14 protein-coding genes and 1 pseudogene are annotated in these 12,807 nt (G+C 59.7%); 9 read left to right on the forward strand and 6 right to left on the reverse strand.

The genetic code is table 11. The features are described from left to right. Positions 1–191 precede the first annotated feature (191 nt). Together AC5ZGW_RS30075 and AC5ZGW_RS30080 are read right to left on the reverse strand one after the other, a co-directional pair. A complete protein-coding gene (locus AC5ZGW_RS30075) occupies positions 192–1,382 on the reverse strand; it encodes an extracellular catalytic domain type 1 short-chain-length polyhydroxyalkanoate depolymerase (RefSeq protein WP_130228088.1) in 1,191 nt (396 codons plus the stop codon). Positions 1,383–1,387: 5 nt separating this feature from the next. Then, positions 1,388–1,807: a CopG family transcriptional regulator gene (locus tag AC5ZGW_RS30080; RefSeq protein WP_130228087.1), complete on the reverse strand. Its 420-nt coding sequence runs from the start codon at positions 1,805–1,807 to the stop codon at positions 1,388–1,390. Positions 1,808–2,081: 274 nt separating this feature from the next. On the opposite strand from AC5ZGW_RS30080, the gene AC5ZGW_RS30085 reads away from it, so the two are divergent. Then, positions 2,082–2,363 (forward strand): hypothetical protein, encoded by a 282-nt coding sequence (locus AC5ZGW_RS30085; protein ID WP_130228086.1) that lies wholly within the window; start codon positions 2,082–2,084, stop codon positions 2,361–2,363. Positions 2,364–2,785: 422 nt separating this feature from the next. Here AC5ZGW_RS30085 and AC5ZGW_RS30090 read toward each other — a convergent pair whose 3' ends face one another. Beyond that, complete coding sequence (locus tag AC5ZGW_RS30090; RefSeq protein WP_496114001.1) at positions 2,786–3,757, reverse strand: pentapeptide repeat-containing protein; 972 nt, start codon at positions 3,755–3,757, stop codon at positions 2,786–2,788. Positions 3,758–4,147: 390 nt separating this feature from the next. On the opposite strand from AC5ZGW_RS30090, the gene AC5ZGW_RS30095 reads away from it, so the two are divergent. After that, the gene (locus tag AC5ZGW_RS30095) at positions 4,148–4,600 is read left to right on the forward strand and encodes a phage terminase small subunit P27 family (protein ID WP_474418536.1); all 453 of its coding nucleotides are present in this window, start codon (positions 4,148–4,150) and stop codon (positions 4,598–4,600) included. 389 nt (positions 4,601–4,989) lie between these two features. Here the strand turns inward: AC5ZGW_RS30095 and AC5ZGW_RS30100 are convergent, their stop codons facing one another. Next, complete coding sequence (locus AC5ZGW_RS30100) at positions 4,990–5,169, reverse strand: helix-turn-helix domain-containing protein (protein ID WP_130227749.1); 180 nt, start codon at positions 5,167–5,169, stop codon at positions 4,990–4,992. Positions 5,170–5,264: 95 nt separating this feature from the next. Next, complete coding sequence (locus AC5ZGW_RS30105) at positions 5,265–5,441, reverse strand: hypothetical protein (protein WP_165435358.1); 177 nt, start codon at positions 5,439–5,441, stop codon at positions 5,265–5,267. Between the two features lie 693 nt (positions 5,442–6,134). Here AC5ZGW_RS30105 and AC5ZGW_RS30110 point away from each other — a divergent pair. Next, entirely contained in the window at positions 6,135–6,365 is a 231-nt protein-coding gene (locus tag AC5ZGW_RS30110; protein ID WP_130227750.1) for a hypothetical protein, read from the forward strand. A 65-nt stretch (positions 6,366–6,430) separates the two neighbouring features. On the opposite strand, the gene AC5ZGW_RS30115 is transcribed toward AC5ZGW_RS30110, so the two are convergent. Then, on the reverse strand, positions 6,431–7,216 hold the full coding sequence (locus AC5ZGW_RS30115; RefSeq protein ID WP_130227751.1) for a bestrophin-like domain: 786 nt from the start codon (positions 7,214–7,216) through the stop codon (positions 6,431–6,433). Positions 7,217–7,598: 382 nt separating this feature from the next. On the opposite strand from AC5ZGW_RS30115, the gene AC5ZGW_RS30120 reads away from it, so the two are divergent. From AC5ZGW_RS30120 to AC5ZGW_RS30145, 6 genes and pseudogenes are all read left to right on the forward strand, one after another. Then, complete coding sequence (locus AC5ZGW_RS30120) at positions 7,599–8,111, forward strand: phasin family protein (RefSeq protein ID WP_165435359.1); 513 nt, start codon at positions 7,599–7,601, stop codon at positions 8,109–8,111. Positions 8,112–9,226: 1,115 nt separating this feature from the next. Next, positions 9,227–9,502: pseudogene (locus AC5ZGW_RS30125) on the forward strand (hypothetical protein); the annotation flags it as partial. 645 nt (positions 9,503–10,147) lie between these two features. After that, positions 10,148–10,909 (forward strand): autotransporter outer membrane beta-barrel domain-containing protein, encoded by a 762-nt coding sequence (locus AC5ZGW_RS30130; RefSeq protein ID WP_130227753.1) that lies wholly within the window; start codon positions 10,148–10,150, stop codon positions 10,907–10,909. Positions 10,910–11,145: 236 nt separating this feature from the next. After that, entirely contained in the window at positions 11,146–11,499 is a 354-nt protein-coding gene (locus tag AC5ZGW_RS30135; protein ID WP_165435360.1) for a hypothetical protein, read from the forward strand. A gap of 393 nt (positions 11,500–11,892) precedes the next feature. Then, positions 11,893–12,099, forward strand: coding sequence for a hypothetical protein (locus tag AC5ZGW_RS30140; RefSeq protein WP_130227754.1), 207 nt, complete (start codon positions 11,893–11,895; stop codon positions 12,097–12,099). A gap of 437 nt (positions 12,100–12,536) precedes the next feature. Further along, complete coding sequence (locus AC5ZGW_RS30145) at positions 12,537–12,794, forward strand: hypothetical protein (RefSeq protein WP_130227755.1); 258 nt, start codon at positions 12,537–12,539, stop codon at positions 12,792–12,794. Positions 12,795–12,807: the final 13 nt, after the last annotated feature.

Here is a 12,807-nt window from a genome sequence, read left to right on the forward strand (position 1 = left end):
CGACCAGGTCGAGCCAGCAGCGGGTCCGGTCATGTCCGCTGTGCTGCCGAAAGCGGAAGTAAATCCAGACCATTAGCGAGATAGCGACGAGCCAGCGCGGGTCGATGGCGCTGCCCGAAACATGATTCAAGCTCCGTCAGCGATTATGAATGGACCGCCATCAAACCATGCTGCCGAACAAAACGCGTGCCCTAGTTCTCTGGGAGCGAATGCTCGAGGAAAAAACGAAGCATTTCCCTTGTTGCGTCCGGTCCTCGCGGGTCGGTGTAGGTGCCCACAGGGCTGCCTCCGGACCATGCATGTCCGGCTCCGTGGATATTCCAGTGCTCCAACATCCCGCGTCCACTCGCATCACTCAGGATCGTTCGGGTATAGGCATGCCCTCCGGGTACTTGCCCGCGCTGCACCTTCTTTTGCGTGCTCGTCCCTCTCACAGACTGCTCAAGAATTTGATCGCCGTTGTTTGGATGCACGGTCGTGTCGTGATCGCCGTGAAAAACAATGGTCGGGACAGGTGTGCGGTCACCTGAAATTATCTTGTGATCGGACCCGCCCTGTCGCATCGCGAGAAGCGCGGAGGGAAGATCCGTAGCAACCCCGCACGCGAGGCCAGAATGTATTCCGATTGCCGCGTACAGATCGTTGTACGTTTCTCCCATGATGGCCGCGGCGGCCGCTCCGGCTGACAGCCCACCAACGTAGACGCGCCTTCGATCAACCAAATAATCATCCATGATTTGGCGAGTGACGCCCGCGATAAGCGAGGGTTCACCTCTGCCTCGCTGCTGGTCGGCTGTGCGAAACCAGTTCCAGCATTTCGCCTGGTTTGCCTGCCTGGGCTGAGCAGGATAGGCCACGAAGCAACCTTGTTCCTCGGCGATAAAGTTCATCCTCGTGCCGGCGGCGAAATCATCCGGCGACTGGGTACAGCCGTGAAGCATGACGACCAAAGGAAGCGGCCGCTCCTGATAACTGCTCGGGATGAAAAGCCTGTAGGCGCGGCTTCCCGCGCGACTGCTGTAGGTGCCTTCGATGAACCGAGCGCCCTCCGGCACGATGTCCGGTGTGGACAGCGGGGCGCGCTTAACACCTCGCAGTCCGATCCCGGAGCGCCCCTTTTTCCGATCCAGCAACGTCCGGCGCATGCGCGGTTGTGCGGATGCGACTGGCTCTGGTTGCGGCTGACGATCCGTCTCCTCAATAACATTGGCCTCCGCATCAATAATGAGCGGCGCGGCAAGAGCGATGCGGCCGCCGGTGCGCGATGGCGCGTCCGGCGCGCCATCCCCGCGAAGCATGCGCTGCAGGAGCGCGGTGGCCTCGACGAGTTGGCCCGCGCGCGTGAGGCGTGTCGCCTCCCGAATGATGTCCTGGTTCAGCATCGCGTTCACCGTGTCCTGTCGGCGAGCGCGGCCTTGACCGCCGGACTGGCGTGCAATGCGCCTAGCACGGAGACTGAGGCAATGGTGGCGCGCGCAAGCTCGGGCGTGACGTCCTGGGAGATGCTGGCAAGCCCCAGAACATTGATGTGCAGCATCTCGCCGGCGCGCTGCACGGCTTCGAGATCCTCGCGGCTGTAGTTCCGCAGACCGAGGTCCAGGCTTTTTCGGGCCGTTGACTGTTTTACGACGTCGGCGTGACGTTCGAGCTGGTTACGGATCGCCGTTCGGATGAAATCGGTGCGGTTCGAGTAGAACCCGTCCTGAACCATGAGATCGACATGACCAAGGTCGACATAACCAAGATTGATCGTGATTTTTTCTGTTTCAGGCGGCCTGGGTCGGAGTTCCCGGATATTACTAGTCATCGTTATCACCTTCCATTCACCATCTGGATGGATGGTAAATGGATGTCCCTGCCATCATTTCAAGGGTGATGACGATCCGCCCCCTGACGAGGACGTGCGGAAGCGTGCCTCCGGCAGGGGTCAATATGTCGGCGCGAGGCTCGGCAGGCACAATTGCCGCCGGATTACACCCCGGACCACGGAACTAATCGCGGCTCCGCGCGTGAGATTCCAATGAAAACAGTTCACCGAAAGGGATGCGCCCTCTACCGAACGGGATCCGCCCGCAACAACGTTGCCCGCACCGCTGCTGGCTCAGGTGGACGCCTGGGCGACCGCCAACGATGCTACCCGCTCCGACGCTCTCCACCGGCTGGTAGAACTGGGGCTGGCGGCGGGGGTAAAGCCAGCACAGCTAAACGCGACGCGAGCCAAGGAATTGGCTGCCAACGTAATCGACAACCTGCCTGACGGTGCGGCGAGTGCTGATGATCGGGCCAGCCGCAAAAGCCGGCTGCTGAAGGGACCTGAAGAATTCAGAGAGGCGCGCGTCGATCGGCCGAAGGCAAAAAAATGACGAAGGCACCGGGCGGAATTGAACTACCGAAGCAAATCACCAGGGCCGAGCGGGAAGCGCGCAAGGCGTTTCGCCAAGTAGACGCGGCAACGGCAATGAGCGAGTACGAGATCGCGCAAAGAGCATTTGCGAAGAACCGCGAGCGTCTGAAAGCCGAGCGGCTCGCACGAGAGGCCGCGGCTCCACCGCCCACGAAAGCAAAGCCCAAGGCAAAAAAGAAGTGAAGATGAAGCCGCTGATTGGACTCGTCGCTACTCTTTGCGACAGCGCTATTGAGGCTTGGTCAATTCCGCCTCGATCATGCGCCGCTCTTCCAAAGCTTTCACCTTTCCTTCCGCAGGAGCGATGACCCTCTCCGCGAGCGTTGCGAGCAGTGGTTCAAGCCCCTCGTATCGGTAGACCGGAAGAACCCATTCATACTTTTAATAGTCCTTGAACATCGCATAGGGCCGAGACGAACCTTCGAGCAGCTGAACCGGCACAGCAAGGCTAGGAACTATGGCTTCCAACTCCTTAGGAATGCTGCTCGGGTCAGTTAGGTCGGCAATGATGAAACGGGTCATGCGAGCCAACAGTGAGACGGTCTCGGTAATGTCCCGCGTGGCTGGAACGGCGAAGTCGAAGAGGATCGGAAGGTAGTCACGCCTGCGCAGTTCCTCACGTATGGCGTCGAGGACTGGCTTGCGCTCAGTCGTGAAGCGACCCAGGACCAGCACCGCCTTGGAAGTGATGGTGTCGATCACGTCACGGATTTTCTGGTTATGAAGCATCAGGTAGACGAACTTCGCGACCTCGATATTGTCCACGGTGATCGCGGGTTCGTGGTCGTCTGTGATGACTAAGTTCTGCTGCTTGGTCCTGCCGTCCAGTTTCAGACACCACGCGGATACACCATGGACGCGAGAGCCGCTGAGGTCAGCGCCCGTAAGGTCCGCGTTCACCAGAGTGGCAGCCTCGAGGACCGCCCGGCTGAGGTCCGCCCCGCTGAGGACTGCATCGCGGAGGATCGCTCCTCGGAGGTTCGCCTCGATGAGGTTCGCCCCACCGAGCTTCGCCAAGCAGAGGTTCGCGTCCATGAAGGTTGCCCTGCTGAGGTTTGCCCTGACGAGGTTCGCCCCGATGAGGATCGCCCAAGCGCAATTCACCTCGCCGAGGTCCGCCCCACTGAGGTCCGCCCCACAGAGGTTCGCCCTGAAGAGGCTCGCCCGGATGAAGTCCGCCTCGCTGAGGTTCGCTCCACCGAGGTTCGCCTCGTTAAGGTTCGCCCCGCTGAGGTTCGCCCCACGGAGGTTCGCCTGATACAGGTCCGGACGGATGTCCGGGTTCTCGTCACGCCAGGCGTTCCAGGCATCCACCCCATTCTTCAGCCGAGCGATGTGGTCGTCGTTCGCCATGAGATCTCCTTCTTAGCCAGTTGTATGGGCCCGTCGACGTCTCGGCGACTGCTCCCCAATAAGCTCGCGCAATCGATCATCGCAAAAGATGCGTCTTGCGTCTCGCGGCGCAGCGCGCGACAGCAACTGCCATATCAAAGAGGGTCTGCTCCGGGTCAAACCTGCGCGGTCATGGCATGTCTGCGCGAGTTCGTGACTTGGCGTGTGAAGGACTGCTATGGGTCAGAATCGGAATCATTTGAAGCGAGCAGCGACGTCCGCTGTGACCTCATAAGCGGACTCGGCTCGGCCTGATTGCGATCTCCGCGCGACGCTAACCGTGGTAGTCTGTCCGTCATCACGAATTCACGGAGAAATTTTATGCCCGGTCCGCCGCCTCAAGGTCCGCATTTGCGCCTGCTCAAGGGTAACCGTTCGAAGCGCCCCGTCCGCGTTCCGCCGGAGCCTGCGCGCGCCGACGAATGCCCTCCACCGCCCGAGCATCTGAACGGCTACGCAAGGGAAACGTGGCATCAGCTGGCGCCCGAATTGTTTCGACTCGGTTTACTTACCATCCTCGACGTCGGCCCGCTTGCCGCCTACTGCACCGCCGCCGCCCAGTTCAGACAGGCCGAGGAGGCGATCCAGCGAATGGCGAAGGAGGATGAGCGTGGCCATGCGCTGACGATCACGGGCAGCGCTGGCAGTCAGGTCACGAACCCGCTGCTGCGCATCGCGAGCCAAGCGATGAACGATATGCAGCGCATCGGCGCTCAGTTCGGCTTGACGCCGTCCGGGCGGCTACGGCTTAGCGGCATTACGCCGCCGCCACCGCCGTCGAAATTCGATGGACTGCTCGGCTGAAACTGTCGGGGATCGAGCTGCCGGGCTCGCTGGGCTTATCCATCGCGCTCGCACCTGGACTGCTCGAAGAGCGGACGGAGATTGACGGCAGCGCCCTCGCAGCCGCCTCCATGATCACCGTCAAGAGATAGCTCTCGGGCGGAGCCTTGCGGGCTCAACATCTGCTGTCGTTTCGGCTAACACTGCTTCCAGCATTCGACCAGAAATTCCCGATCGCCATGGCCAGTAACGGACCAGCGGATGTCTAGCCGCGAGGACGAGGCGTTCCCGCATGCTCGACGATGCCGCCGAAGTTCGAGGAAAGGCTTGAATATGGTGCGTTCAGAAGCAGGCCCTTCCGACACCCATGAAAGACGCGCAGCTGGGTCCACGGGGCATGGGTGGCTGTGTCAGGTGTGATGCGGTTTCGCCCTTGAAGCCCAAGGTACCCGTTCGATCGCCGCCGCGACAAGCTGCGCTTGCGATTGAGTTCCGAGTTTGTTGACGAGCCTTTGGCGTTGCTCATTGATCTGCCGTTCGGTGCCGCCGATTTGCGCTGCGATTGCGCGATCCGTCATTCCTTTGGCCAAGCGCGCCTCAAAAGCCTCTTTTCGCGCGCGCTCAATTCTAAAACACGCTCGATTCCTGGCTCACGTCGCGAAGATGTCGGCGCGGACAACAATCGTTAATCCCGACGGCCTTGATGCCGGTCCAAACGCAGCCTCTGTGCTTTCATGCGCTTTATATCCTCGTCAAGCTCGCTGATCTTCTCATCTAGCCGCTCGTTTTTCGATTTCGGCGGCTCGGTACCGCGCAGTTTTTCGAGCGCTTTCTCAACCGAGAGCTTGGTGGTTTCAGCCATGGTCACCGCCTCACTTGAAGCACAGTGTTTGCATTAGACCAGAGATTTTTGCCGGATGCCACTGCCTCACGGGCATGTACGGCAGAGCCGCTGCCTATTCCGCGCGCGCTAAAGTCCGCTTCATTGTGACGCCGCCTCGGCTTTTCAGCCGCGCGGCGCAGTCGATTTCCTGAGTCCTTGGGTACATAGTGCACTGCCGCCTGGCATTGAGTGTGCCGCCGTCTCGGCGGGCGATCTCACGTTGATCACCAGGGCCTCCCAAGGGTCAACCGAGAGGAAGCGAGGCCCCGGCGCAAACCGGCGGCTCCTCGGCGCCGGGGCGGTCAAACTCCGCCTGCCTTAACCTAAGTTATCACCGGTCGGCATGGCACCCCCTCCAAGGAGGAGATATTCCCGTTTCTCTTTCATCGCCCCTTACTACCTGAAGACTGATTGCAGCTGCCCCCGAAGAGATGTCGTTCTTCCGAGGGCTTTCTTTTGGCCAAAAAGACACTAGGGAACTGATGACGCCACGCGAGACGCGCGATCATTCTTTCGCTCGGCTCGGGGCTGCACGCTATCGCCAGAACATGGCCAGCCCGACGATCAGGGCCGCCGCCAAACCAGCGAGCCCGATGAGATAGGGCGTGGAGCCGAGCGAAAGAATGAGCGGGGATGCTTGGAAACCGGCAAATTACAAGACCGGAGAGGTTTTTGCTAAAAACATTTTACTTTGATGTGAAAGGCGCTGTTTCCGACCTTGCCCGGTTCGAAGTGCGGTTCACGTCGGACGATGAAGCCATCCAACACTGCAGGGACTTGGCCGCGCGGCTTCGGCAACGACGCTTCAACAACGAAGCAGGCCTTTTAATTTCGGTCCTCAACGAAACAGGCCGCGAAATTCACTGGGAACTTGTTAATCCGCCAGACAAAGCAGCCCAGTAAGGCGTCACGTCAACGGTCCCCCAGCCGAACTCTGCCATCGCTTGCGGAAGTTGGGCGGTCTTGAACTAGGGCTGGGGAGCGGCCTGGAATTGTCCGGCTTGTAAGATTTTTACGGCCTCATGCATCGGCCCCGGGGAGATGCGGATGATGCTCCCTAAGCCCTGCTCCAGTTCGAGGAACATTGCAACAGCGCCAGCTACGGCTAGCGCAGCCAAGGTTAGAATGACGGCGGAAGTCCAATTGCGAGGCGCGAACAGGCCAAAACTGGCAAATAGCAAGGTCAGCCAGAATATCAGGAGAGCGACGAAGGCCCTGGGAGTACCTTCGCCCAACTGCTGGGCGAGCAACCAGCGAACGTCACCGATCTTGCCCGCAAGCGTCATCGCCTGATCCAGCCACCATTTGTCGCGGGCGTTTGATGGTTTCAACGCAAGCAGCATGTCCTCGACGCGCTGGAGGAGTTCGTAGGTCGACGGCTTGCCGAGGCGTACGTTTCCATCTTCGGGGAACAGGTCGGCAGCCTTCTGTTCGGCATACTGACGTAGCGTTCTCCGAGCGGGGTCTGTCTCCGTGCCGTATCTTCGCAGTATATGATCGAGCCGAAGGATTTCTGCTGACAAGGTGGTTACTTCTCCTGCGAGCCGATTGAACGATGTGTTGGCGTTCGAGATCAAAAGTCCAAGCACCAGTGCCGAAATCGTGGCAACCACGGTCATCGATAGGGTGACGAGGCTCTTGGTCTCCTCTGTCAGGTGATCATTTGGCAGGTAGTCTCTGACCTTCCAGCCGGCAAATGCCCCGGCCAAGATTACGGCAAAGGCGACGACCCCCACGATCAGCGGATTGTTCATGCCGGCTTCCAGCTGCTGTTTCGCCGACTCTATAACCGACGGAGCTGATCGTTCCCTATTCTCCGGGCTACTCGCGCTCGTGGCTCGAAGCGATGGGTGTTTTCTCATTCCCTCGCTCCGAAGGAAGTCCCGCTCGAAAAGACCCGCGTAGTCGCTGCAACTAAAAGCGCTATCCTGTAGGAAGCAGAACGAGTGGCGGCTGTGCCACTTGTGCGGATGAGCACCTTTTTTAGGACCTCTCTAGCACGACGTTCGTTCGCTCGGTTGCTACCTAAAATCCGCAAACGTCCCATAAGCGCGTTTGGAACGCTACATCGCAAGGCCAGTTGTTCTTTTCAGAAAGGACCGTCTTGGTCGACCTACCATTCCTTTGGAGCGTCAGATGAGTAAGCGTAAACCAGCCATAGCGTTAAAGCGCGCCCGCGACAGGAAAATAGCTGCGCGGGCCCAACTGAACAAGCAAACTGTTGTTAGAAGCCCGAAAAGCAACCCTTTGCACGCTGTCGCCGCAGGCTCGACCGAACCGCCTCGTGAGGTTCATGACAATTCAAAACAAGCGGCTCCCATCCTTGACAATCGAGTGGCTGACTTAGCCATCAGTCAGATGACGAGGGATAACAATCCAAAGGAAGGGTTTGATGTTTCTTTAGCGGCGCGAAACATGCAGGCTTATCATGCGAAGTTTCTGGAAATGGCACATGCCAACACGCAATTTGCTTTTGAATTCAGCCAGAGGCTTGCGACGATTAGGTCACCACTCGAGTTTTTCGCGCTCATTGCAGAATTTACAAGCAGGCGGATCGACATGATCGGGAAGTATTCGAGAGAAATGGCTGCATATCCGTTTTGGAGAATCGACGCGTCCCGAGAGTTCACTGTTCTGCCGGGACGATGACAGCAAAGCCGCACGCTGCGGCAAGGGGGCGCGCGCGAGCGGACACATCGGCCGCCGCACATCTCGACTTGCACGTTTGGTGATGGACCCCAACAGGGGCTCTCTTTTTTTATGGATAAGACCATCAGCGCACCGAAACATTCGCAGGTGCGGAATCGAATCGAAGCCGTCCGGTGCACAAGTGCACAGACTTCCCGCCCAAGCGGCGCTTGGCTCAGTGGCGTACCCTCTGGCCGATCATCTACCTTGCCCATAATCGGCAGAAGAGGAGCGCAGCTCCGGCGTGCTCCCCCCGAAAGTCGCGCCCGGGCAGCGCTCTAGCCTATCGACGGAAACGGATGAGCAAGCGCTGGTTCGGGTTAAGACAACGAGAGGAAATGAGCATGACGCCGCGCGAGAAACGCGACATGCCCTATATTGTCGGGCTCGCCTGTGTGGCGGCGGTCATGATGGCCGCGTTTGCTGTGTTCTGGCGGTAGCGCGTAGGTCATATCGAAGCTGAGGGACGCGAAGCGGCCGACGCGAACGCGACCAGCGCCGCGTCAAGCACCTCGACTAGATGTCGAGCGTTCGTCGTCTGATGGCCGAAGGTGTTTCAACGCCAGACGCGCGTGGTGCTCGGCCTTTTTGTTGCCAGTCTTCGCAATCTCCTCGATGGCCCAAACCAACATCTGAATGGCACCTTCCGAATTTTTCGAGTTCATCTGGTCCCATTTGTTTGCCAGCAAGTAGGCGCGCCCAGCTCACCAGCGCGCCTAAGGGTCCCCCATGCCAACCGGCACCATCAACCACCTAGGTTAAGAGCCGCCTCGGTGGGGCCCTACCGCCACGACATGGCGAAGCGCGATCACCAGCCCCATCGCCGCCACACCCTAACCCAGTTATTTGATCTCAGGCCTCGGCATGGCACACTTGCTCGTGCTGAATGTGGAGATGCCCTTTTCACATTTGGCGCCTACTGAAGACGACCCCTGCGGAGCCCCCGATGGAAGCCGGGGGCTCTTTTTTTGTCGACCAGCAGCAGCACCATTGACCGAGGCATTGGGCTCGACCAACCGACCGACGCTAGTCCTAGTGGATTGAATCGCGCGCCGTGACTCGCTGTAATTGCCGGCATGGGTACGAAGTCACGCGAGGTCATTTGGGGCGGCCAGATCATGGGCGCCGCCCTCCGCGCTAAGCACGCCCGCGAGGAGGCGATCAAAGCGGTCAAGGCCGCCGATCGCGCCGAGGCCGAGGCCTGGTCCGTTCGCATGGAAGGTTACGGCGGCCCGGCGCAGCCGTCGCCAACGCAATGCCTCAACGGCGGCTTAAGCTGGCTGGAGGTCGCGTGCCACCGCTGCAAGACCCGCGCGAGCATTCCGCTGGATTGCATCCGCCGGCCGCGCGACTAAAGAAGACGGCTGCATTGCCCCGCACGCACGCGGCGACGCTCTGAGCTGTGATTTGGATTGTCTTCCACACAAACATGATGGCGAGTGCGCCAAGCAACACGCTGGCTGCATAGAGCACGGATAGCACGATCGCTTCCGTCATTGTTTCACCTGTAGGTCGTTTAGTTCATTGGTTGGTTGTCGCGGAAGGCTCTCAGCGCTTCCCGCCTTCGATCACTGCGCGCTCAATCTGTTGTGACAGCCGCCGCTTCGTCTTGTTCTGATAACGCTGACGGCGGCGTGGTTTGTTCTGGGATTTTTCAGGGGATTGCTTAGACGATGATGGGCTGACCAAATGATCGAGCAGCCGCCCGAAATGGCCCGCGAACGGTCGAAGTTTCCGCAGGCGGTCGGTTGACCAAAGAGATGGGCCTTGGAAAGCCGCCGCGCTTATGAGACGCCGGTTGGCACAGACTTGCATAACCATAGTGTCAACTTAGCTGCCATTTCTTCTCGAAACAAAATCCGAGTGTTGCGCTTGCGGCACGGCCTTTGGGCGTCAATTCACCTATGCTCGTTAGGCCGCATTGGGACTTAGACACAACCGCCGCAATTAAATTCATCGGCCGCCGATCCTGAGCGACGCCGAAAAGGGGGAACGACATGAAGAAGTTTTTGCTGGGCACTGTTGGGTTGATTGCCCTCGGCATGTCCGCTCCGGCGCTGGCCGCGGATATGGCCGTCAAGGCACCGCCACCGCCCCCGCTTCCGGTGATCTACGACTGGAGCGGCTTCTACGTCGGCGCCAATGCCGGCTGGGGCCAGAGCCGCAATTGCGTGGATTTTGTCGACGCTTTCGGTAACGCGTTCAGGGACGGGTGTCATGACCAGTCCGGCGCCGTGGTTGGTGGGCAGATCGGGTATCGGTGGCAGTGGGGCGGTGGCTGGGTGTTCGGCCTGGAGGCCCAAGGGGATTGGACTAGTATCGAAAGCACGCGCGCCAGCTTCATCGACCCGACGTTCTCGACCCGCGCGAGAACCGATGGCATCGGCCTTTTCACGGGCCAGGTTGGCTATGCCTGGAACACGTCGCTGCTGTACTTCAAGGGCGGCGCGGCGGTGACGAGCAACCGCTTCAGCATTCTCGATACGCTTACCGGCATTGAATTCGCCTCTTTTAATTCGACCCGCTGGGGCGGTAGCGTGGGTGTCGGATACGAGTACGGCTTCGCACCGAACTGGTCTTTCGGTGTCGAGTACGACCACCTGTTCATGGGCCACGCGAACAATTCGTTCTCGGTGGTCAATCCCATCGTTGCCGCCGCGCTCAATCGGATCAGCCAGGACGTGGACATGGTCACGTTGCGCGTCAATTACCGCTTCAACTGGGGCGCCTCCGCCCCACCGGTTGGTACCAGTTACTGATTTTTCCGAACTCCAGCCAACTCAGCCCCGGCATTCGTCCGGGGCTTCTTACTGTTCCGGCTCGCGTTTGCTCGGCGATGGCTGAGTACGGGAGAAGCGGACATCGACCAGCCGACAACCCCCGCTGAATCGGTCGAAATTGAAAGAGAGGCTAGATCAGTTGTTAGATACTCAGCCGTGGGACAGACCTTTGCGGTCTTGTGCTCCACTCCGAACATGCAATGGAGAGCACTGTAATGGACACTGAACATGTGGGCGCCGCATCAGAAAATTTGGCTGACGTGACGCAACGCATTGCGACGATAGTGACTTACGCTCAGGCCGCTCGGCACTTTCTGGATCATCGACCGCTGGACCTGGATGAGGTACGACAAGCGCTCGATTGCATCGTGAGGGAGGGCTTTCTGGCCAGTGACGTGATCTACCGGATCCGCGCGTCTACGAGCTTGCCTCGTCCGGAATCCCCCTGGATTACCGAGGGAGATGATCGCGAGCGCGTCAGCGTGCCGCAGCAGGGGCATGGCGTCCGGCAGCGCGCGGCCGGCGAGGCGGCTTCCGTCCAGCAAATCCCGATGCGCCGCTCCGCCTGAAGGAAGCGCCGCCGAGCGCCAATTCTCCCAGACGCAAAAAAAGCCGCGCCATCCGGGCGGGATGACGGGGCCAGTCTGGGAATGATGATCCCTGCTTCTTCAAAGTTATGTCATACGTGTTCGTTAGGGCATCGATCGTGGTCAGATTCCAACTGTACCCCAGCTCCTTCAAATGATGTGCTGAACGCCGGTCAGCCGTTCATTGCACAATGGCCCAACCGACGATTGCGCCCGTGAGCACCAAGCCACCCCAATCTGGAAACTGGAAGCCTCGCTGAAGTGTCGCCACTGCCGGAAGGGCCACACCGCGCCGCCCGTGCACATGATCAAACTCACCGAACAGCGTCAGATCTCACCCTATAATGGGTGCACCCGAGCGAGGAGGATCGCTGATTGACCGCCGTGAACCGTGACGCCATCGAGGCAGAGCTGCTCGAGATCGAAGCCATCCTCGCCGAAACCGATCTCAAAGATGAAGACCATGGCGCGCAGCAAGCGCTGTGCCATGCGCTCGATCCCGACACCTGGCATCCGGCCAGGCAGACCTTCTACCGGCTCGGCGCGCGGCCGATCGAGGCGGCCAGCAAGTCACTGAACTGAGAGAACCGCAATCACTGTCATGATCGTCGAGGCAATGCCCGCCATGACGACGAGCGCGGTAAACAGACGGTCCTGCATGACGCTAGCCCTCTAAGTAGCAGGCCCCGGCGCGATCATTGAGCGGATCGACGCCGGGGCGCTCCCTCTCGGCCGACCGGGGTAGAAGGGGGCTGGGGTGATCAGCGAGAGGTCGCGTGAACAGAAAAGCACAACTGCAGCGCGGATGTCAGTGCAGTTTGTGCCGTAACCAACTCGAATTCTGAGCCCCTTTGGTTACATAGTGCACAGACAGGCGGCCTCGAGTGTGCCTGCCTCGGTGGGCGATCTCTCGCGCCGATCCCTGGGAGCCTCCGAAGGGTCGGCCGAAAGGTAGCGACGCCCCGGCGCTGATCCGGTGACTCCTCGGCGCCGGGGCGGTCAAACCCCGCGAGGATGAATTGAGCAGCACGCGGCTGATAGTGATGCGCAAAATCTTAGCCGAGCACGGGCCGATGACAGCAGAAGCCATGGTCCGGGAAATGCTGAAACTCGGCCATGACGTGTCCGTTCACGAAACGCTACCCGGCAAAACCTCTTCGCTTCTCATAAGTCTGTGGAGGCTGGAAAAAGCCGGCATCGTCGCGCGCGAAGGCAAAGGTCGTTCGGCGCGTTGGCGATACAAAACATCACAGCCGCAAACACCGCAGTCGCTATGAACGGCAGCTCGTG

This window comes from Bradyrhizobium sp. Crot121, assembly GCF_059512385.1.

What these genes read in the sequence shown, in the direction of transcription:
- AC5ZGW_RS30075 (WP_130228088.1), bottom strand. Translation starts at nt 1,382, where the DNA reads ATGCTGAACCAGGACATCATTCGGGAGGCGACACGCCTCACGCGCGCG.
- AC5ZGW_RS30080 (WP_130228087.1), bottom strand. Translation starts at nt 1,807, where the DNA reads ATGACTAGTAATATCCGGGAACTCCGACCCAGGCCGCCTGAAACAGAA.
- AC5ZGW_RS30090 (WP_496114001.1), bottom strand. Translation starts at nt 3,757, where the DNA reads ATGGCGAACGACGACCACATCGCTCGGCTGAAGAATGGGGTGGATGCC.
- AC5ZGW_RS30105 (WP_165435358.1), bottom strand. Translation starts at nt 5,441, where the DNA reads ATGGCTGAAACCACCAAGCTCTCGGTTGAGAAAGCGCTCGAAAAACTG.
- AC5ZGW_RS30115 (WP_130227751.1), bottom strand. Translation starts at nt 7,216, where the DNA reads ATGAACAATCCGCTGATCGTGGGGGTCGTCGCCTTTGCCGTAATCTTG.
- AC5ZGW_RS30120 (WP_165435359.1), top strand. Translation starts at nt 7,599, where the DNA reads ATGAGTAAGCGTAAACCAGCCATAGCGTTAAAGCGCGCCCGCGACAGG.
- AC5ZGW_RS30130 (WP_130227753.1), top strand. Translation starts at nt 10,148, where the DNA reads ATGAAGAAGTTTTTGCTGGGCACTGTTGGGTTGATTGCCCTCGGCATG.
- AC5ZGW_RS30135 (WP_165435360.1), top strand. Translation starts at nt 11,146, where the DNA reads ATGGACACTGAACATGTGGGCGCCGCATCAGAAAATTTGGCTGACGTG.